Origin of the sequence: Aquimonas sp., assembly GCF_044377145.1 — a bacterium.
GTDB lineage: Bacteria > Pseudomonadota > Gammaproteobacteria > Xanthomonadales > Xanthomonadaceae > Aquimonas.
Genome location: NZ_JBILJQ010000028.1, coordinates 1 through 19,583, shown reverse-complemented (window position 1 = coordinate 19,583; position 19,583 = coordinate 1). Strand labels below are relative to the sequence as shown.

At 67.0% G+C, this 19,583-nt stretch carries 14 protein-coding genes; 5 read left to right on the top strand and 9 right to left on the bottom strand.

Annotated features, from left to right (window positions below):
- Window positions 1-19 precede the first annotated feature (19 nt).
- Window positions 20-646 carry a hypothetical protein gene (locus tag ACIQ7H_RS10385; RefSeq protein ID WP_395791102.1) on the top strand — a complete coding sequence of 209 codons (627 nt, stop codon included), beginning with the start codon at window positions 20-22 and terminating at the stop codon, window positions 644-646.
- A 66-nt stretch (window positions 647-712) separates the two neighbouring features.
- On the opposite strand, the gene ACIQ7H_RS10380 is transcribed toward ACIQ7H_RS10385, so the two are convergent.
- The gene (locus ACIQ7H_RS10380; RefSeq protein WP_395791100.1) at window positions 713-2,008 is read right to left on the bottom strand and encodes a citrate synthase; all 1,296 of its coding nucleotides are present in this window, start codon (window positions 2,006-2,008) and stop codon (window positions 713-715) included.
- Between the two features lie 368 nt (window positions 2,009-2,376).
- Window positions 2,377-2,622 (bottom strand): type B 50S ribosomal protein L31, encoded by a 246-nt coding sequence (locus tag ACIQ7H_RS10375; protein ID WP_395791140.1) that lies wholly within the window; start codon window positions 2,620-2,622, stop codon window positions 2,377-2,379.
- Window positions 2,623-3,210: 588 nt separating this feature from the next.
- On the opposite strand from ACIQ7H_RS10375, the gene ACIQ7H_RS10370 reads away from it, so the two are divergent.
- Complete coding sequence (locus ACIQ7H_RS10370; RefSeq protein WP_395791098.1) at window positions 3,211-6,108, top strand: mechanosensitive ion channel domain-containing protein; 2,898 nt, start codon at window positions 3,211-3,213, stop codon at window positions 6,106-6,108.
- Here ACIQ7H_RS10370 and ACIQ7H_RS10365 read toward each other — a convergent pair.
- The 7 genes from ACIQ7H_RS10365 to ACIQ7H_RS10335 form a co-directional block, all read right to left on the bottom strand.
- Window positions 6,105-7,049: a nucleoside hydrolase gene (locus ACIQ7H_RS10365; RefSeq protein WP_395791096.1), complete on the bottom strand. Its 945-nt coding sequence runs from the start codon at window positions 7,047-7,049 to the stop codon at window positions 6,105-6,107. The two genes, ACIQ7H_RS10370 and ACIQ7H_RS10365, sit on opposite strands and share 4 nt — an antisense overlap.
- A 629-nt stretch (window positions 7,050-7,678) precedes the next feature.
- Window positions 7,679-9,775, bottom strand: coding sequence for an ATP-dependent DNA helicase RecG (recG, locus tag ACIQ7H_RS10360; RefSeq protein WP_395791094.1), 2,097 nt, complete (start codon window positions 9,773-9,775; stop codon window positions 7,679-7,681).
- Window positions 9,776-9,804: 29 nt separating this feature from the next.
- A complete protein-coding gene (locus ACIQ7H_RS10355; protein ID WP_395791092.1) occupies window positions 9,805-10,188 on the bottom strand; it encodes a RidA family protein in 384 nt (127 codons plus the stop codon).
- Between the two features lie 82 nt (window positions 10,189-10,270).
- Window positions 10,271-12,457 carry a RelA/SpoT family protein gene (locus ACIQ7H_RS10350; RefSeq protein WP_395791090.1) on the bottom strand — a complete coding sequence of 729 codons (2,187 nt, stop codon included), beginning with the start codon at window positions 12,455-12,457 and terminating at the stop codon, window positions 10,271-10,273.
- A gap of 149 nt (window positions 12,458-12,606) precedes the next feature.
- Window positions 12,607-12,906: a DNA-directed RNA polymerase subunit omega gene (rpoZ, locus tag ACIQ7H_RS10345; protein WP_395791088.1), complete on the bottom strand. Its 300-nt coding sequence runs from the start codon at window positions 12,904-12,906 to the stop codon at window positions 12,607-12,609.
- 88 nt (window positions 12,907-12,994) lie between these two features.
- Window positions 12,995-13,606, bottom strand: coding sequence for a guanylate kinase (gene gmk, locus ACIQ7H_RS10340; protein ID WP_395791086.1), 612 nt, complete (start codon window positions 13,604-13,606; stop codon window positions 12,995-12,997).
- Window positions 13,603-14,463 carry a YicC/YloC family endoribonuclease gene (locus ACIQ7H_RS10335; protein WP_395791084.1) on the bottom strand — a complete coding sequence of 287 codons (861 nt, stop codon included), beginning with the start codon at window positions 14,461-14,463 and terminating at the stop codon, window positions 13,603-13,605. The genes gmk and ACIQ7H_RS10335 overlap by 4 nt, the downstream gene beginning before the upstream one ends.
- A gap of 153 nt (window positions 14,464-14,616) precedes the next feature.
- Between ACIQ7H_RS10335 and rph the strand changes: the two genes are divergently transcribed.
- The 3 genes from rph (at window position 14,617) to ACIQ7H_RS10320 (ending at window position 19,121) form a co-directional block, all read left to right on the top strand.
- Window positions 14,617-15,348, top strand: coding sequence for a ribonuclease PH (gene rph, locus ACIQ7H_RS10330; RefSeq protein WP_395791082.1), 732 nt, complete (start codon window positions 14,617-14,619; stop codon window positions 15,346-15,348).
- Window positions 15,348-15,938, top strand: coding sequence for an RdgB/HAM1 family non-canonical purine NTP pyrophosphatase (rdgB, locus tag ACIQ7H_RS10325; protein WP_395791080.1), 591 nt, complete (start codon window positions 15,348-15,350; stop codon window positions 15,936-15,938). The genes rph and rdgB overlap by 1 nt, the downstream gene beginning before the upstream one ends.
- 324 nt (window positions 15,939-16,262) lie before the next feature.
- Entirely contained in the window at window positions 16,263-19,121 is a 2,859-nt protein-coding gene (locus ACIQ7H_RS10320) for a M48 family metalloprotease (protein WP_395791078.1), read from the top strand.
- The last annotated feature ends 462 nt before the right edge of the window (window positions 19,122-19,583 follow it).

The following is a 19,583-nucleotide window of genomic DNA, read 5'->3' as shown; positions in this document are numbered from 1 at the left end:
CTCGACCACAGGAAACACCATGCGAAGCGGCGGCGCCGATGCATCCACTCGAACCCGCGAACTGCGTCAACGCGTCGCCATCGAAGCGGCGCGACTGATGGCCGAGGGCGGTCTGCGCGATTTTCAAGCCGCCAAACTGCGTGCAGCCAGTCGCCTGGGCGTGGTCGACGAGTCCGCACTGCCACGCAATGCCGAGATCGAGCAGGCTCTGCGCGAGCACCAGCGACTGTTCCAATCCGCAAAGCAGCCGGATGCGCTGCAGGCGCGCCGACTGGCCGCTCTGGAAGCACTGCAGTTCCTGCGGCGCTTTGACGCACGTCTGGTCGGCGCGGTGTTGGACGGCAGTGCCGACGCGCACTCCGCGGTCTGTCTGCACCTGTTCGAGGATCGCGCCGAGAATGTCGAACACTTCCTGGCCGAGAGCGGCATCCCGATCGAGCAGCGCAGCCGCCGGCTGCGGCTCGACCACGCGCGCAGCGAAGTGTTTCCGGTCTACCAGTTCAGCGCCGACGGAGTGCCCTTCGAGCTGATCGTGCTGCCGCGTTCGACGCTGCGCCAGCCACCGCTTGACCCCGTTGACGGCAAGCCGATGCAGCGGGCATCGCTGTCCGCTTTGCGCTCTCTTCTGGACGCTCCCGGAGGCTGAATCACCCGCCCGGAAACGCATACGCCCGCCTCGCGGCGGGCGCTGCAGGTGCCGCGGCAGGCTGAATCAGCGTGCTGCGCGCGGGGTGTAATTGCGAACATCGGCGCCGGTGTAGATCTGGCGCGGACGGCCGATCTTGGCTTCCGGATCGTTCTGCTGCTCCAGCCAGTGGCTGACCCAACCGGCGGTGCGGGCAATGGCGAACATCACCGTGAACATCTCGGTCGGAATGTTCAGCGCCTTGTAGATCAGGCCCGAGTAGAAATCGACGTTGGGGTAAAGCTTGCGGGCGACGAAATAGTCGTCCTTCAGCGCGGCCTCTTCGAGTTTCATCGCGACTTCGAGCAGCGGGTCGTTGACGCCGAGGTCGGACAGTACCTTGTGAGTCATCTCGCGAATGATCGAGGCGCGCGGGTCATAGTTCTTGTAGACGCGGTGGCCGAAGCCCATCAGGCGGAAGCCGGAGTTCTTGTCCTTCGCCTTGTCGACCGCCTTGGCGACGTCTTCGGGGCGGCCGATCTCTTCCAGCATCTTCAGCACCGCTTCGTTGGCACCGCCATGCGCGGGGCCCCACAGCGCCGCGATGCCGGCGGCGACGCAGGCATACGGGTTGGCGCCGGTCGAGCCCACCAGGCGCACGGTCGAGGTCGACGCGTTCTGTTCGTGATCGGCGTGCAGGATGAACAGCAGATCCAACGCCTTGGCGGCCACCGGCGGCAGCTCCAACGGACCCGACGGCACCTCGAACATCATGTGCAGGAAGCGGTTGACGTATTCGAGGTTGTTGCGCGGATAGCGGTTCGGCCAGCCGATCGAGTAGCGATAGCAAGCCGCAGCAATCGTCGGCACCTTGGCGATCAAGCGGATCGCGGCCAGGCGACGCTGGGCCGGGTCTTCCATGTCGAGGCTGTCGTGGTAGAACGCCGCCAGCGATCCGATCATGCCGCACAGCATCGCCATCGGATGCGCGTCGTGACGGAAGCCGCCGAGGAAGTTCTTCAGCGCCTCGTGCATCATCGTGTGATGCGTCACTTCGTGCTCGAAGCTCTTGAATTCGTCCGCAGTCGGCAGCTCGCCCTGCATCAGCAGGTAGGCCACCTCAAGAAAGCTGGACTGCTTGGCCAGCTGCTCGATCGGGTAGCCGCGGTACAGCAGCACGCCCTCGTCGCCATCAATGTAGGTGATCGCGCTGCGGCAGCTGGCGGTCGCCACGAAACCCGGGTCATAAGTGAAGTAACCGGTTTCCTTCGGCAGTTTGCCGATGTCCACGCAAGGCGCACCCAAGGTGCCGCGCAGGAGGGGAAATTCGGCGCTCTTGCCGGCGGCGGAATCGGTGAGCGTAACGCTCTTGCTCTCAGACACGGCTAACTCCTTGGCGTTTGCTGCAATCGGGGGTGTGGCCGATACAGGTGGCCGGCGCCAGTGAAACAGGCCAGCCTTCTGCACCGCACCATCGCCATGCTGGACATGGCATCAGACAACCGGCAGCTGGCAAGCAAGAACCAGACCGCAGCGCATGGGGCGGCAGCGCGTAGCGTCACCGCACCGGCGCAAAGCACGAGGGCTGCCGGAAAGCCGGCGGAGTATGCCACGCACCCTTAGGGGGCGTCAGTGCAACTTTGGTGATGTCGCTGCTGCACAGCAACACAAATCTGCACAGCCACAAAAACGACAACGGGCCCGGCAACCGATGGTTGCCAGGCCCGTCTCGAAAACCCTGTGGGGGGGTATTACTTCTGCGCGTAGCGGCGACGGAACTTGTCGACGCGACCGCTGGTGTCCACGAGCTTGTGCTTGCCCGTGTAGAACGGATGCGATTCCGAGGAAATTTCCACCTTGATCAGCGGATATTCCTTGCCGTCTTCCCACTTGATCGTTTCCTTGCTCGAAAGCGTGGAACGGGTGAGGAAGGAGAAGTCGCAGGACACGTCCTGGAACACGACCGCGTTGTACTTGGGGTGGATGTCGGCTTTCATGGAACGGCCCGGATTCGGCGAGACGAGAGCGGCATGGTAACTTCGTGCGCTGATCGCTGCAAGCCTTGCCAGATGACCGCCCTGAAAACTGTCCGTCCGCCGCTGCTCCGTATCCTGCTTCTGCTCGCCTTTGCGCTCATTCCCTGCGGCGCGGCGCTTGCCGCTCCCGGCGATGCCGCAACGCTGCGCAAGCTTGCCGAACAGGACTCCAGCCTCGAACCCGCCCGCCGCGCCGAACTGCTGGCATCGCTGGACGCCGCAGATGCCGCCGACGCGGCCACCCGCGAGACCACGGAAGAGGCCGCCCGGCTGCGCGCCGAAGCCGGCACCGCCAGTGCCGATGCGCGCGGGTTGGAGCGCGAACTCAGTCTCGATGGCAGCGCCGACCATAGCCGAGAGCTTCGCGAAATCGACGCGCTCACCGAGCTCGACGCGCTGGAGGAGCTGCTGCAGCAGCTCTACGCGCGAATGGAACCGATGCGACGGGATCTGCAGGGTCACGCCGCCGCACTTTCAGCCTTGGGAGCGCAGACCGCGGTCGCGTCAAGCGTGCGCTTGCAGGAAAGCATCTCGGCGCTGGAGCTAGAAATGGCCGGCACCAGTTCGGAGGCGAGCCTGGGCGCCCGTGTCCTGCGCACCCGCACCGAATCCGAGCTTGCCCTGAGGCGGGCCGAACTCGACCTGGCCCAGGTTCAACAAGAAACAGCCGGCGTCCGCCGCGGCGTGCTGGAGCTGCGTCAGCGCTTGCTGCGCCAGCAGCTGGCCGAGCTCGATGAACTGGTCAGCCGTGCGCAGTCGAAGCTCGGCGAGCGCAGCGAAACCGAGCTTGCGTTGCTGATCGAGTCACTTGAGCAACAGCGCATCGCAGCCACCGACGCGCCTGCGGCGCTGCTAGCGCAGGCCGAACGGAACGTACTGCTGGGGAACGAGTACATCGAGGCCAATCAGCAGCTGGGCGCGCTTCGGGTCGAAACCGCTGAGCTCGCGCGCACTCGCGAACGCCTGGAGCAGTCGCTGCGCGACACCGAATCGCGCTTGGCGCTCGGTGCGGTCGGCGAGGCCGTCGGCTCGATGCTGCTGCGCGAGCGCCAGCGCCTGCCGGTGCCGCAGGTGCTGCAGCGCCGAGTGCAGGCGCTGCGCACGCAGGGCGTCGAAATCCGGCTGCGCCTGTTTGATCTCGGCGATGAGCTCTCGCAGATCGATGCCCGCCGGCATGCCCTGCATGCGGAGCTGGTGGATGGCGAAGACAACGAGACCGCACACCTGCAGTTCGCGCAATCGATCGACCCGCTGATGCAGACGCGGACTGATCTGCTGCGTCGGCTTGATACCACTCTGCGGCGGCTGACTGAGCGGATCGAGCAGGCCGAGGTGAATGTGGACCGCCAGCTGGCCGACAGCCTGCAGCTGAAAGCCTTGCTGGACCGCCAGCTGTTCTGGATTCCCAGCCATCGCAGCGTCGACCTGGGCTGGCTGGGCGCGCAGGCGGCCGGCTGGGGCGACCTGCTGAAACCCGACCGCATCACAACCGCGCTGAGCCTGACCGCGAGCCGCATCGGTGATCAACTGCTGCTGAGCCTGACGGTGATCGCCCTGTTGGCTCTGCTGTACGTGGCACAGCGTCGTGCCGCGCGCGCGCTGCCGACGCTGGCCCCGCAGCTGCGGCGCATTCACCAGGACCGCTATCTGCTGACCTGGCAGGCGTTGGGATGGACCTTGATCGCAGCGCTGCCCTGGGCGGGCATCACCTGGACTGCCGGCCTGCTGCTGCAGTCGGCTGGCGAGCCCGGCAAGTACACCCACTCGCTGGGCACCGCCTTGGCTGCACTGGCCGGCAGCGTCGGCCTGTTCACCTTCCTGCGCTGGCTGGTGATCGACAAAGGTCTGGCACATTGCCACTTCCGCTGGACTCGGGCGCGCCGCGAAGCCCTGGCCAGGGCCATTCCGCCGGCTGCAGCAGTGCTGTTGCCGGCCCAGTTCCTGAGCACGCTGGCGCTGATCCGCGGGCAAGACCTCGCTATCGACACCGCCGGACGCAGCTTGTTGATGCTGTTCGCCGTGGTCGGCGGGGGCCTGCTGTGGTGGCTGCTCGCGCCGGGCCGGCTGTGGTCGCCGCGCGGCGGCGTGCATGAGCCGGTGCGGCTACGACAGGCGCTGCGAATCGGCCTGCTGGCCTTGCTCCTGCTGGTGATGCTGTTGACCCTGCGCGGTTATGTGTTCACGGCCGGTGTGTTGGTGCGCTGCCTGTGGCAAACCGGTGGCGTCATGCTGCTGGTGGCAATCCTGTACGGTCTGCTGGGACGCTGGTTCCTGCTCGGCGAACGTCGGCTGGCGCTGCGCCGCGCCGAAGCCCGCCGAGAAGCCGCGCTCGAAGCCGGAGAGGACGCCAGCGACGGCGAGCTGCCACCCGAGGCCGAAGCTGAGCAGCTCGACATCCAGAGCATCGGCGCGCAGACCCAGCGGCTGGTCCGCGCAGTGGCCGCAACTGCCATGGTGCTGCTGCTGTTCTGGGTTTGGGCCGACATCCTTCCGGCGCTGCAGCGGCTCGACGAAATCGCGCTGTGGAGCTTCAGTGACAAAGCCTCCGACGGCAGCGCGATCATCGGCTTCGTTTCGCTGCGCGCCGCCCTGCTCGGGGTCGCTCTGCTGGTCCTGACCGTGGTCGCCGCGCGCAACCTGCCCGGCCTGATCGAGATCGGCCTGCTGTCGCGAATCAGCATCGACGCGCCCTCGCGCTATGCGATCACCAGTGTGGCGCGCTACGCCATCGTGATCGTCGGCGTGCTGTTCGGTCTCAGCTTCCTCGGCATGCGCTGGTCGCAGTTGCAGTGGATGGCTGCTGCGCTGACGGTCGGCCTAGGCTTCGGCCTGCAGGAGATCTTCGCCAACTTCGTGTCCGGCCTGATCCTGCTGTTCGAACGCCCGTTCCGGGTCGGCGACATCATCACCATCGGCGAATTCACCGGCCGGGTCACCCGGATCCGTACCCGCGCCACGACCATCCTCGACTTCGACAACAAGGAAGTCGTGATCCCGAACAAAGCCTTCATCACCGACCGGCTGACCAACTGGACCCTGAGTGACACGATGACGCGGGTGATCATCAAGGTCGGCGTCGCCTACGGCAGCGATGCGGCCCTGGTGCACCGCCTGCTGCTGCAGGCCGCCGGCGAATGCAGCTATGTCGCCCGTGATCCGGGCCCACACAGCTGGTTCCTGGCCTTCGGCACCAGTTCATTCGACTTCGAACTGCGCGTGTTCGTGCCCTCGATCGACCAGCGCCTGCTGGCGCAGAGTGATCTGCATGACCGCATCTCGCGCCTGTTCACCGAACATGACATCGCGATCGCGTTTCCGCAGATGGATCTGCATGTACGCGAACTGCCGCTTGCCGCCATTTCGCCCGCGGCGCCGAAACCCGGCACCGAAGGCGGCGCGCCGGTGCCCAGTAGCAGCTCGGGCCAGCAAGGCGCGACAGGCCGCTAGCCGCGCGACGCAAGCCCCAGCGCCATCCGCAGCAGATTGTGAAACCGCGAGAGCTCAACGCGGCCGACCACGGCCGCATTGGGGCCGCGTGGATCGCGGTTCTGCCAATCGACCGGCGTGGCGCCGCGGTACAGCCCGGCGGCCAGCTCGACATCGATGCGATGGCGGCGGATATCGCTGGCGATCTCGGGCTCCAACACTACAGCCATCGCCAGCGCATCGGCGCTGTGGAACTGATCGCCATGCAGGCCGCGAATGAAGGTGCGGGTCTGCGCCGAGATGCTGTCGTAGAACTCTGCCAGCGCGCCGCCTTCTGCAAGCCAACGCCCGAACTCGGCATCGGCCACCGGGTGCGCGAGCGTGGCCTCCCAGTCGACCACTTCGAACGCCGGCCAGGTATCGAACACCACCTTGGCGGCCTCGGGGTCGAAGTAGATGTTGAACTCGGCGGTTGGCGTGATGTTGCCGTGGCCGGTCACCGCAGCACCCATCACCAGCAGCCGCGGGATCCGCTCCGGCAGGGTCGGATCCAGACGCAGCGCCAGCGCGAGATTGGTCAGCGGCCCAAGCATCACCAGGGTCAACTCGCCCGCGTGCAGATGCGACAGCCGGATCATCGCAAGTGCGGCGTGCTCAGCCTCGGCAGTACGCAGCGGCGGCGCCAGCCCGGCATCGCCGAAGCCATCGATACCGTGCACGTAGGCCGCATCCACCGCTGGCCATATCAGCGGGCGATCACAGCCCACGAACACCGGCACCTCGGCCGCACAGCGCTCCACCAGGGTCAGCGCATTGCGCACGGTGTGCTGGATGCCGACATTGCCGGCGGTGACGGTGATCGCCACCACCTCCGCCCGCGGGTGGCGCAACGCCATCAGCAGGGCAAGTGCGTCGTCAACGCCCGGATCGGTGTCGATCAGGAGTTTCTGTTTTTTGTTCACCGGGGTTCCTTTGCGGGTGGTGAGGTTCGGGATTCGGGATTCGGGATTCGGGATTCGGGATTCGGGATTCGGGATTCGGGATTCGGGATTCGGGAAGAGCTTGCTTGGCGAGCTCGGCGATTGCTACGAAAACCGAACCCTCTCCCCAACCCCTCTCCCACGGGGAGAGGGGCTCGAACTGAGGGTCTGCTCCGTCTGCCGCTCCGTGCTTGCATTCGCTCCGGCTCCGGCTTCTATCTCTGGCTCTGGCTTCGCTCCGGCTTCTGCGGGCAGGAAGCCCGCGCTCTACCCGGGGCCCCTGGGCAGCGGCGGGGGGCGGTCGATCAGCCCGAAGGGTCGCCGGCAGGGATGCCGGCGAGGTTCGTGACAGTGCAGGGACGCACTGTCCACGAACCCCGGCCGACTCCCGCGCACCCGGAGTGCAGGATGCACGTAGGGCGCGGACGAGGGGTGGCCTTCTCTTTGGTTACTTTCTCTTGGCCACTCAAGAGAAAGTGACTCGGCTGGCCGGCAGGGCCAACCCAAAGCTCTTGATCTTGATCTTCCCCAAGCAACCCAAACAAGAGCCCCCACAGGCGCCAGACGCCATATCGCAACCCCTGCGCCAAATATCACCAAACCCAAACACCTCAAGCCCCCGCATACCGCGCCGCCGCCCCAATCCACCTCGCAATCACCTGATCCGCCCGCTGCGGAGCGTTATGCAGCAGATCATCCGCGATCCGCTGCGCCGCCGGCAGCAGGTCGGCATCGCGGGCGAGATCGGCGATGCGGAAGCCGACCAGGCCGGTCTGACGGGTGCCCAGCAGCTCGCCCGGGCCGCGCAGTTCAAGATCCTTCTCGGCGATCAGAAAGCCGTCATTGCTCTGCCGCAGCATGTCCAGCCGCTCGCGCGCCAGCCGCGACAGCGGCGCCTGATACACCAGCGCGCAGCTCGACTTCGCCGCACCGCGTCCGACCCGCCCGCGCAGCTGATGCAGCTGGGCCAGGCCGAGGCGCTCGGCGTTCTCGATGATCATCAGGCTGGCATTGGGTACATCGACGCCGACCTCGATCACCGTGGTCGCCACCAGCAGCTGGATATCGCCGGCCTTGAACGCCTGCATCACCGCCTGCTTTTCGGCCGGCTTCAGCCGCCCGTGGACCAGCCCGACCCGTACATCCGGCAACTGCGGCACCAGCTGTTCGAAGGTGCTCTGTGCGGCCTGCGCCTGCACTTCGTCGCTGTCCTCGATCAGGGTGCAGACCCAGTACACCTGTCGGCCTTCTGCGCACGCGGCACGGATGCGCTCGACGATCTCGGGGCGACGCTCGCCGCTGATGGCCACCGTCTGCACCGGCGTGCGCCCCGGCGGCAGTTCGTCGATCACCGAGACGTCGAGATCGGCATATGCGGTCATCGCCAGCGTGCGCGGAATCGGGGTGGCGGTCATCACCAGCTGATGGGGCACCCGGCTACCATCCAGACCCTTGTCGCGCAACGCAAGCCGCTGATGGACCCCGAAGCGGTGCTGCTCGTCGATGATCGCAAAGCCAAGCCGGGCGAACTCGACGCTGTCCTGCATCAGCGCATGCGTACCCACCACCACTCCGGCCCCAGCGGCGATCCGCGCCAGCGCCTGCGCACGCGCCTTGCCTTTGACCTTGCCAGCCAACCAGACCACTTCGATATCGAGCGGCTTCAGCCAGGCGCTGAAGTTGTTGAAATGCTGCTCGGCGAGCAGCTCGGTTGGCGCCATCAGCGCCACTTGAGCGCCAGCTTCCACCGCATGCACCGCGGCCAGCGCGGCGACCACGGTCTTGCCGGAGCCGACATCCCCCTGCACCAGTCGCAACATCGGCTGCGGCGCCCGCAGATCCTCCAGCACCTCCGCCAGCACCCGCTGCTGCGCGTCGGTCAACGCAAAGGGCAGCATCGCGCGCAAGCGCTTGCCGAGGCTACCGCGGGCTTTCAGCGGCAAGGCGCCCTGCTGGCGCAGATCGACCCGCTGCCGGCGCAGGCTCAGGTGATGGGCCAGCAGTTCCTCCAGAGCCAACCGGCGGCGCGCCGGATGATGGCCTCCGCTCAGCGCCGCGAGATCGGTTCCCGGCGGCGGCGCATGCACGAAGCACAGCGCCTCGCGCAGATCAGGCAATGCGAGTTCCGCGCGCAGGTGAGCCGGCAGCAGATCCAGCGCTTCCGACGGCGGCAGTTGCTCCAGCGCCTGCTGCACCAGGCTCGCCAGCCGCGCGGGGCCGACGCCTTCAATCGCGGGATAGACCGGATCAAGCCGATCCTGCACCTGCCCACGCTCGGATTCGGCGATGCGTTTGTAACTCGGGTGCACGATCTCCAGCGACATGCCGGACTGCCGCGCTTCGCCGTAGCAGCGCACCCAGGCACCCGGACTGAACTGGGCGACCTGGCCGGCGTGAAAATGGAAGAAGCGCAGCACCAGGGTGGCGTCGCTGTCGTCGCTGATCGCGACCTTGAGCTGGGGCCGGAAGCGGAAACCCTTCTCGACCGCTTCGACCTTGCCTTCCACCATCACCCGCTCGCCGTGGGCGATGCTGGCGATTGGCGCGACGCGGGTACGGTCTTCGTAGCTGCGCGGCAGCCAGAACCACAGATCCTGCAGGCGCTCGATGCCGGCCGCAGCCAGTTTGCCGGCCACCTGCGGGCCAACCCCGGGCAGGCCGCGCACGCTGCTCATGCCGGCCGCGGCAGGGGCGGCGGCGGTGTTCATCCGCTGCGGCGGCTCCGCCAGAGCCAGGTTCAGTCCAGAACCATCACGGCGTCGACCTCGACCGCGGCACCGCGCGGCAGGGCCGAAACGCCGATGGTTGAACGCGCCGGATACGGCGCTTCGAAGTACTCCGCCATCACCGTGTTGACGGTGGCGAAGTGACCGAGATCGGTCAGGTAGATACCCATCCGGGCGACATTGGCCAGTGAGCCGCCGGCCGCCTCGCAGACGGCTTTCAGATTCTCGAACACGCGCCGGGTCTGGAAGGCGATGTCGCCCAGCACCAGCTCGCCGGTGTTGGCCGACAGCGGAATCTGGCCGGACAGATACACCGTGTTGCCGCAGCGCACGGCCTGCGAGTACGGGCCGATCGCGGCGGGCGCCTTGTCGGTGTGGATGGCTTGGCGAGGCATCGTTGCTCCTTGGTCGCTTGAATGGAGAATCGGAAATGGGGAGTCGCAACAGCAAGCCTGCAATCGTCGATGTCGAGGCCGATCAGAGCCGCTGGATGCCGAGCACCACGTCGAGCTTGCGTACGCGTCGCATCACATCGGCCAGGTGCTTGCGATGCTTCACCTCGATGCCGAAGTGCATCACCGCCATGCGCAGGTCGCGCTCACGGTACTCGACATTGTCGATATTGGATTCGGCATCGGCAATTGCCGCCGCCACCTGCGCCAGCACGCCGGGCTTGTTCAGCACCTCGACCCGCAGGCCGGCGCGGAAATCACCCTGCACTTCCGAGTCCCAATCCACCGGCACCCAGCGCTCGGGGCTTTTCTGCAGTTCGGGCAGGTTGGGGCATTCCATGCGGTGCACCACCACGCCCTTGCCCGAGGAGAGATAGCCCATGATTTCGTCGCCCGGCAGCGGCCGACAGCAGGCGGCGAAGCTCAGCACGCCGTGGCCGGTGCCGCTGATGTGGATCTTCTCGCCACGCGAACCCGGCGCGCGTCCGGCACGGCCGGCCTGCCCCTCGGTCAGGGCCAGCGCGACCTGCTGCGGCATGCGGTTGCCAAGCGCGATGTCGGCCAGCAGGTCTTCCAGCCGGCGCAGCCGATTCTCGGCCAGGTAGGCGTCCAGCGCCGTCGGCGGTACGCGTTCGAGCGAGGCCTCGATCGAGTCCAGTGCGGCCTCCAGCATGCGGTGGCCGAGCTCGACGGCGTCCTCGTGCTGCAGCCGCTTCAGATGATGACGAATGGCGGTGCGAGCCCGCGATGAGACCACGAACTCCAGCCACTGCGGGTTGGGCACCGCCGACGGTGCGGTGATGATCTCCACGGTCTGCCCGCTGACCAGGCGCGTGCGCAGCGGCGACAGCTTCTTGTCGACCCGCGCGGCCACCGCACGGTTGCCGACGTCGGTGTGCACCGCATAGGCAAAATCGAGCACGGTGGCGCCCCGCGGCAGCGCGAAGATGCGGCCCTTCGGCGAGAACAGATAAACCTCGTCCGGGAACAGATCGACCTTGACGTTCTCCAGAAACTCCAGCGAGCTGCCCGCGTCCTGCTGCGACTCCAGCAGCTCGGAGAGCCAGGCGCGGGCGCGGTTCTGGGCGTTGTTGCTGTTGCTGGCGGCATCGGTCTTGTACAGCCAGTGCGCGGCGATACCGCGCTCGGCCAGCAGGTCCATGTCCTCGGTGCGGATCTGTACCTCGATATGCGAGCCGTAGGGACTGAACAGCACGGTGTGCAGGCTCTGGTAACCGTTGGCCTTGGGGATGGCGATGAAGTCGCGGAAGCGCGCATCGACCGGCTTGTACAGCGCGTGCACTGCGCCCAGGGCGTGGTAGCACTGCATCGGTGCTTCGACGACGACACGGAAACCGAACACGTCCATCACCCGCTCGAAACGCTTGCTGCGCACCTCGCCTTCGCGCGGTTTGTACTCATGGCGCATCTTCGAGTACACGCTGTGCGGTGTCTTGACCCGGCTGACCAGGCGGTGCTTCAGGCCTTCCTGCTTGAGCTTCTGCGAGATCGCCGCCTCAATCGTGGCCATCGCCTCGCGGCGCATCACCGGCTGCAGCTTGATCCGCCGCGCGATCACAGCGTGCCGCCATGGATGCATGGCCCGGAAGCCGAGATCCTGCAGCTCGGATTTGATCCGGTTCATGCCCAGGCGCTGCGCGATCGGCGCGTACACGTCCAGCGTTTCGCGGGCGATCCGGCGGCGCGAATCCGGCGCCATCGAGCCAATCGTGCGCATGTTGTGCAGGCGGTCAGCCAGCTTGATCAGGATCACTCGCAGGTCGCGGGCCATCGCCAGCAGCATCTTGCGAAAGCTCTCCGCCATCGCCTCGTTGCGGTCGCGAAAGCTCAGCTTGTCGAGCTTGGTTACGCCATCGACCAGTTCAGCCACCGCCTCGCCGAACTCGCCGGAGATCGCCTCGCGGCCAAGCTGGGTGTCTTCCAGCGCGTCGTGCAGGATCGCCGCGCACAGGGTCTCCACGTCCATGCCGAGCTCGGCCAGAATCCCGGCCACCGCCAGCGGGTGGGTGATGTAGGGCTCGCCACTCTTGCGGGTCTGGCCATGATGGGCCACGGCGCCGACGTGGTAGGCGCGCTGCACGGTGAGGATCTGCTCGGACGGCAGGTACGGGCGCAGCTTGGCCAGGAGGGCTTCGATGGCCTCCGGGCACGGGTCGAACGGCGCTTCAGCGCTGACAGAAACAATGGGCATTGCGGGAGCCTACGCAGCGGCCGCAAGCGCGGCAAGCCGGTCGACCGCGGGAGGGTTCAGCCGACGTACTTTCGAGGCCCACAAATGCGAACGGCCCCTTGAGGGACCGTTGCAATGCCGCGACAGAGCCGATGTCGCGAAGCGATGTATCAGAGGTCGTCGCCGCCCTTGGAGAGATCGTCATCCACTTCCGCAGCCGCCCAAGCCAGGGCTTCGCGCTCGGCGCGCTCACGCTCGGACTTCTCGACGGCTTCGATGGTGGCGATGTCGATCCGGCGCGCAGCGATTTCACGCAGCGCCAGCACGGTGGGCTTGTCTTCGGGGTCCTGCAGGCCGAGCTGGTTGTCAGCGCCATTGGCCAGCTGACGGGCACGGCGTGAAGCCATCACCACCAGTTCAAAACGGTTGTCGACAACGGCGAGGCAATCTTCAACGGTGATACGGGCCATGGGCAAACCGCTCGGGAAACTTGGACAAGAGCGGAAGAATAGCGGCGCAGGCCCTGTGCTGGCAAGCACGAACGCGCCATCAAGCACGCTAGCCCAGCAGGGCTCTGATCAAGTCCGCCTGGCGCCGGACCTGCTCGCTGCGGCGCAGGCGGTGGCCGCGGACGATGGCGCATAGGTCGTCCAAGGCGCGCTCAAAGCTGTCGTTGACGATCAGATAATCGAAATCATCGAGGTGGGCGATTTCCTCACGCGAGTTTTCGAGCCGCTTGAGGATGACTTCTTCGCTGTCCTGGGCGCGGCCCCGCAGGCGGCGTTCGAGCTCTTCCCGCGAGGGCGGCAGGATGAACACGCTGACGCAGTCCGGCACCAGCGCACGCACCTGGCGGGCGCCCTGGTAGTCGATCTCCAGCAGCACGTCGCGGCCCTGCTTCAGCGGCCCCTCGACCGTATGGCGGGCGGTGCCCTTGAGGTCGCCATGCACCACGGCATGCTCGAAGAACTCGCCGCGATCGACCATGCCTTCGAAATGCGCGCGGCTGACGAAGTGGTAGTGCGAGCCTTCGGTCTCGCCCGGGCGCGGCGCGCGCGAGGTGTAGGAGATCGACAGCTGGATCTCCGGCTCGCGCGCCAGCAGGGCGTTGACCAAGCTGGATTTGCCGGCGCCCGAGGGCGCCGCGACGATATAGAGAGATCCGCTCATTCGATGTTCTGCACCTGTTCGCGCAGCTGCTCGATCAGCACCTTGAGCTCGACCGAGGCCGCGCTGGAGCGCGCATCAATCGACTTCGAGCCGAGCGTGTTGGCCTCGCGATTGAACTCCTGCAGCAGGAAATCCAAGCGCCGCCCCACTGCGTCCTTGCTGGCCAGAGTGCGGCGCATTTCGGCCACATGCGCGCCGAGCCGGTCGATCTCTTCGTCGACGTCGATCTTCTGCAGCTGCAGCACCAGCTCCTGTTCGAGCCGGCCCGGTTCCAGCGGCTGTTTGAGGTCGGCGATGCGTGCGTCGAGCCGCGCGCGCAGGGCGGTGCGGATCTCCGGCAGAGCGACCTTGACCTGGGCGACGATCGCCTCGATGCCGTCCAAACGCTCGCGCATCACCGCTGCGAGCGCCGCGCCTTCACGCTCGCGGGCTTTGATGAATTCAGCCAGCACCGAATCCATCAGCGCCAGACTTTCGGTCTGCAGGGCTTCGGCGTCGATCTCCGACTGCTCAAGCAAGCCGGGATAGCGCAGCAGCTCGGTGAACTCCACCTTGAAGCCGGGGAAACGCCCCGACAGGTCAACCGCCAGGCCGCCAAGCTGATCGAGCAATTGAGGATTCAGCCGCAAACCTTCGCTGCTGGAAGCGGCGCGCAGGCGCAGCGACACATCGACCTTGCCGCGAGACAGGCGCTGGGCGAGGCGCTCGCGCAGCGCGGGCTCCAGTGCACGCAGCTCCTCGGACAGGCGGAAGCCCGGCTCCAGAAAGCGATGGTTCACCGCGCGCAGCTCGCACGCCAAGGTGCCCCAGGGGGTGCTGCGTTCGCCCGAAGCGAAGGCGGTCATGCTGCGGATCATCGGCGCGTGGCTCCGGTTCAACGTGGTCACAGGAGGGCAGCCCGGGCAGTGCGCGCGAACGGTGCTGGGTCATACCCACGCCTCGCGGGCGGTCCACCGGGGCGGCGGAAGGTGGATGGTAAACTGCGCGGCCGCAATTCACGAACGGCCCTCATGTCCACTGTCTCCCGGCCCAGCGGCCGCAGTTTTGATGCACTCCGCGAGATCCGCATCGAAACCGGATTCACCCGCCACGCCGAAGGCTCGGTGCTGATCAGCGCCGGCGACACCCGCGTGCTGTGCAATGCGACGGTCGAGAACCGCGTGCCGGGCTTTCTGCGCGGCAAGGGCGAGGGCTGGGTCACGGCCGAGTATTCGATGCTGCCGCGCGCCACCAAGGAGCGCACCCAGCGCGAGGCCAATGCCGGCAAGATCGGCGGCCGCACGCATGAGATCCAGCGCCTGATCGGACGCAGCCTGCGCGCCTGCGTCGACCGTTCGGCACTCGGCGAACGCACCATCACCCTCGACTGCGACGTGCTGCAGGCCGATGGCGGGACCCGGTGCGCGGCGATTACCGGCGCCTACGTCGCGCTGGCGCTGGCTTGCCGCAAGCTCGAGAAGCGCGGCGATCTGGTGCGCAACCCGATTCACGGCGCGATCGCGGCGGTGTCGGTGGGCGTGTACCGCGGCGTGCCGGTGCTGGACCTCGACTATGCCGAGGACAGCGACTGCGACACCGACATGAATGTGGTGATGAATGATGGCGGCGGCTTCATCGAGGTGCAGGGCACGGCCGAGGGCCACGCCTTCCGTCGCGAGGAGCTCGATGCACTGCTGAACCTGGCCCAGCACGGCGTCACCGAACTGATCGCGCAGCAGCGCGCGGCCCTGGGCCTCGGCTGATGCAGCAGCTGGTGCTGGCCAGCGGCAATGCCGGCAAGCTGCGCGAGTTCCGCGAGATCCTCGCTCCGCAGGGCTTCGAGTTGATCGCCCAGGGCGAACTCGGCATCCCCGATCCGGATGAGACCGGCCTGAGCTTCATCGAGAACGCGCTGCTGAAGGCGCGCCACGCCAGTCAGCTGTCCGGCCTGCCGGCGCTGGCGGATGATTCCGGTCTGTGTGTGGACGCGCTCGGCGGCGCACCGGGTCTGTACTCGGCGCGCTATGCCGGTGCACACGGCAACCACAGCGCCAATATTGCGAAGTTGCTGTGCGAGCTTGATGGCCGCGTCGACGACGCACGCACGGCCTTCTTCATCAGCGTGATCGCGCTGATCCGCCATCCGCTGGATCCCGCACCTCTGATCGCTGAGGGCCGCTGGCAGGGGCGCATTCTCGATGCGCCACGCGGCAGCGGTGGCTTTGGCTATGACCCGGTGTTTCTGGATCCGGCCTCGGGATGTTCAGCCGCTGAACTTGAGCCTGCGCACAAGCACCGGATCAGCCACCGCGGGCGAGCGCTGGCCGCGCTGCTGTCTGAACTGCAGGCGTAGGCGCCGGTGCGGACCGCGCGGGCTCTGCGACCATTTCACGCCGAACGCGTACGAGATGGTCGGCTACTGTCGGTAGGTGCCGCGCACACCTGATCAAACATTGCGCCTTTCGCCGCTGGGAACGCTTCCGCTTCTGATCTGACGAGGGCGCCCAAGGCCGACGCCCTCTCCACGCATGCAGGTGGCGAGCAATCGCGAAGGACTCACCAACGGCATGTCGCCAGCGCACTGGACGGCAGCCGCACTGAAATGCAAGGATCGCCGCGGCGCCCTTCACGCGCTGCAAACATTTGGCGATCCGCCGCCTTGCATGAGGTTTCGAGCATGAATGCTCTTTATCCCGCCGGCCCCGCGTCGGTTCCGGATGACCTGACCCGCCCCAGCGCGCAGTACAAGCGCCAGGCCTGGCTCGCGGTCGCCGCCTTGATGCTGTTTCTGCTCGCCTATCTTGGCCTCGCCGCCTGGTTCGTGCAGGTGGCGGTGCGCGCCTTCATGACGATTGCGGAGGGCAGCTCGGACCGGCTGATACCGCTGCTGTTCGCGGGCGGCACCGGCAGCCTGCTGGCGCTGTTCATGCTGAAGGGCTTGTTCTTTGTCCGCCGCGGCGGCGACAGCTCGGATATCGAAGTCACCGCCGCCAACCAGCCGGAGCTGTTCGGCTTCCTGCATCGGCTGGCGGATGAGGCCGGCGCGCCACGCCCGCATCGGGTGTATCTGTCGGCGCGGGTGAACGCGGCGGTGTTCTACGACATTTCGCTGCTGAACATTCTGCTGCCCTCGCGCAAGAACCTGGAGATCGGCCTGCCGCTGGTCAATGTGCTGACCTTGAGCGAACTGAAGGCGGTGCTGGCGCACGAGTTCGGCCACTTCGCCCAGCGCAGCATGGCCGTCGGCAGCTGGGTCTATATCGCACAACAGGTGGCGAGCGCGCTGATCGCCCGCCGCGACTGGCTGGACAAACTGCTCAACCTGATCAGCCGGATCGACCTGCGCGTGGCCTGGATCGGCTGGATTCTGCGCCTGGTGGTGTGGTCGATCCGCTCGCTGCTGGATTCACTGCTGCGCATCGTGGTGCTGGCCCAGCGCGCGCTGTCGCGGCAAATGGAGTTCCAGGCCGATCTGGTGGCAGTGTCACTGACCGGCAGCGACGAGCTTGTGCACGCCCTGCACAAACTGCAGGCCGCCGACGAAGCCTGGGACCGCAGCTGGCGCTTTCTCGATCGCCAGGCTCAGCGCGGACAGCTGCCCACCGACGTGTTCGCCGCGCACTCGCTGATCCGCGCCAAGCTGGCCGAGATTCTCGGCGACGCGCACTGGGGCCGCATTCCGCCGGCCTCCGGCGAGCCGGCGGCGCAGCGGCGCCTGTTCAAGCAGGGCTTCGCCCAGCCGCCACAGATGTGGTCGACCCATCCGGCCAGCTTCGACCGCGAAGAGAACGCCAAGCGCCGCCATCTGGCCGCACCGCACGACCCGCGCAGCGCCTGGCTGCTGTTTGCCGACCGCAAGCAGCTGGAAGCCGAAATGCGCCAGCGTATCGCCGGTGAGCGTCCGATCGAGCGCCTGCTCGACACCACGCAGACCATCGCCGAGGTCAAGGCCGAGTTCTCCAGCCGCGTGTTCAGCCCGCGCTATCGCGGCAGCTATCTGCAGCGCGAACTGGCCCGACACGCGCGCAGCAGCGCTGAACTGATCGGCAATGCGAGCGCCGATCCCGCCAAGGATCTGCAGGCCCTCTACCCGCCCTCGCTGCGGACCGAGGTCGAGCGCATGCGCGAGCTGTCGGAAGAACTCGATGCCTTGAAGGCGCTGCGCGCAGGCGTATTCGAGGCCACCGGTGGGCGGCTGGTGCATCGCGGCCGCGAGATCGGCCGACGCGCGCTACCGGCCGCCATCAGTGAGGTCGAACAGGAACTCACCGCCGCCCGCGCACAGGTGCGCGAACACGATCGTCGCTGTCGCGCCACCCACCTGGCCGCGGCAGAACGTCTGCGTGCCGGTTGGCCGCAGCATCTGCAGGGCCTGATCGCCCTGCTGCACTACGCCGAGCACGCCCGCGCCGACCTGGGCGACGCGCACGGCCTGCTGCGCAATGTGGTCGCCATCGTCACCGCCGATGGCCGCGTCAGCGGCGGCGAGCTCAAGCGCCTGATCAAGGCCTGCAACCAACTGCATGCGGTGCTTGTTCGAATCCATGTAGAAGCTCCCGACGTGCTGCCCGACCCGGCTGTGCTGGCGCGGATGGAAGTCGGCGCCTGGACCGAATGCCTGGAAGAGCTGCGCCTGCCCCAGGCCAGCAAGGACAACATCAACGACTGGATGCAGATAGTCGACGGCTGGGTGCACGCCGCACTCGGCGCGCTCAACGCCCTAGTCAGCGCCAGCCTTGAGCAGTTGCTGCATGCTGAGGAGCAAGTCGCCCAACAGCTGCAGGGCGAGGCCAGCGCCGAGCCCGCACCGGCCGCCAGCCAGGTGCGCATCCAGTACGGCCTGCTGCTCGAAGGCAGCGAGCGCGAACGTCAGCGCAAGCTCGGCTGGTGGGACCGTTTCCAGACCGCCGACGGCGCGTTTTCGGATGTACTGCGCAGCGCCGTGGCCGTCTGCATCGTCGGCGCCGTGATCTGGGCCAGCGCCAGCCTGCACTTCGGCAAGCTGGCCAATGTGCAGGTGCTGAACGGCCTGGGCACCACCGTCGACGTGCAGCTCGGCGACCAGCGACTGCGCCTGGCGCCGGGCAGCTCGCGCGCGCTTGAACTGGATCTCGACGGCAACACCGAGATCCGCGCGCACCGCGCCGACGGCCGCGAGATCGAGCGCTTCACCCCGACACCGCTGCGCCCCGGAACCAACTTCATCTACAGCGTAGCCGGCGCCACCCCACTGGCGCGCGTCACCGCGTCCTACGGCAGCGCCGCCGAAGTCGACCCGATCATCCTCGGCGCCCCGCGCTGGAGCGAGGCCCACGCCGACTTCTACTTCACCGAACCGCCGGATCGCATCAGCACGCGCGGCTCCGGTGGCGACACTCGCACCGCCGTACTCGCTCTGGCCGATCAGACGCCCGAAGTGCAGCTGGGCGTACTCAAAGACCCTGCCGAACGCACGCGCCTGATTGCGCTGCACACGGCCTGGGACGATGCGGATGCGGCGAAGAAGTGGAAGGGGTTCGCCGGCGGCGTGGAGTGACATCAGCAGATCTTCGACAGTTGGACCTGGAGCAGCTGATATCGCTGACGATAGCGCTGCTCCGGTGCAGCCGCAGTCGAAGCGCCGCAGGGCGTCACCGCGGCGCACTTCTTCGCGCTCGCGGTTGCCGACGGCGTCGAGGGTGTAGGTGGTGGTGGTGGTGCTGTTGTCAGGGGCGGTGACTTCGACTTCGGTCAGCCGATCGTCGCGGTCGTAGCGGTAGTCGGTGACCTGGGTGCGGGCGCTGCCGCCGCTGCCGTCGATGCGGGTTTCGCGTTCGCGGTTGCCGCGGTCGTCGTAGCGGTACTCGAACCGCGCGACCTGGGCGCCGCTGTGTAAGCGTCCGCCCAAGCCACCTACCGCTTCCCCACTCGCCGTGCTGAGCCTCAGTTGCAGATCGGCGCCCAGCCCTCGATCGGCAGCAAGCTGTCGATGTCGCGGTTGCGCGTGGTCGGCAGTCGG

Coding starts and splice junctions, on each gene's coding strand:
- ACIQ7H_RS10385 (WP_395791102.1), top strand. CDS start 20: ATGCGAAGCGGCGGCGCCGATGCATCCACTCGAACCCGCGAACTGCGT.
- ACIQ7H_RS10375 (WP_395791140.1), bottom strand. CDS start 2,622: ATGAAAGCCGACATCCACCCCAAGTACAACGCGGTCGTGTTCCAGGAC.
- ACIQ7H_RS10370 (WP_395791098.1), top strand. CDS start 3,211: ATGGCCGGCACCAGTTCGGAGGCGAGCCTGGGCGCCCGTGTCCTGCGC.
- recG (WP_395791094.1), bottom strand. CDS start 9,775: ATGAACACCGCCGCCGCCCCTGCCGCGGCCGGCATGAGCAGCGTGCGC.
- ACIQ7H_RS10355 (WP_395791092.1), bottom strand. CDS start 10,188: ATGCCTCGCCAAGCCATCCACACCGACAAGGCGCCCGCCGCGATCGGC.
- ACIQ7H_RS10350 (WP_395791090.1), bottom strand. CDS start 12,457: ATGCCCATTGTTTCTGTCAGCGCTGAAGCGCCGTTCGACCCGTGCCCG.
- rpoZ (WP_395791088.1), bottom strand. CDS start 12,906: ATGGCCCGTATCACCGTTGAAGATTGCCTCGCCGTTGTCGACAACCGT.
- gmk (WP_395791086.1), bottom strand. CDS start 13,606: ATGAGCGGATCTCTCTATATCGTCGCGGCGCCCTCGGGCGCCGGCAAA.
- ACIQ7H_RS10335 (WP_395791084.1), bottom strand. CDS start 14,463: ATGATCCGCAGCATGACCGCCTTCGCTTCGGGCGAACGCAGCACCCCC.
- rph (WP_395791082.1), top strand. CDS start 14,617: ATGTCCACTGTCTCCCGGCCCAGCGGCCGCAGTTTTGATGCACTCCGC.
- rdgB (WP_395791080.1), top strand. CDS start 15,348: ATGCAGCAGCTGGTGCTGGCCAGCGGCAATGCCGGCAAGCTGCGCGAG.
- ACIQ7H_RS10320 (WP_395791078.1), top strand. CDS start 16,263: ATGAATGCTCTTTATCCCGCCGGCCCCGCGTCGGTTCCGGATGACCTG.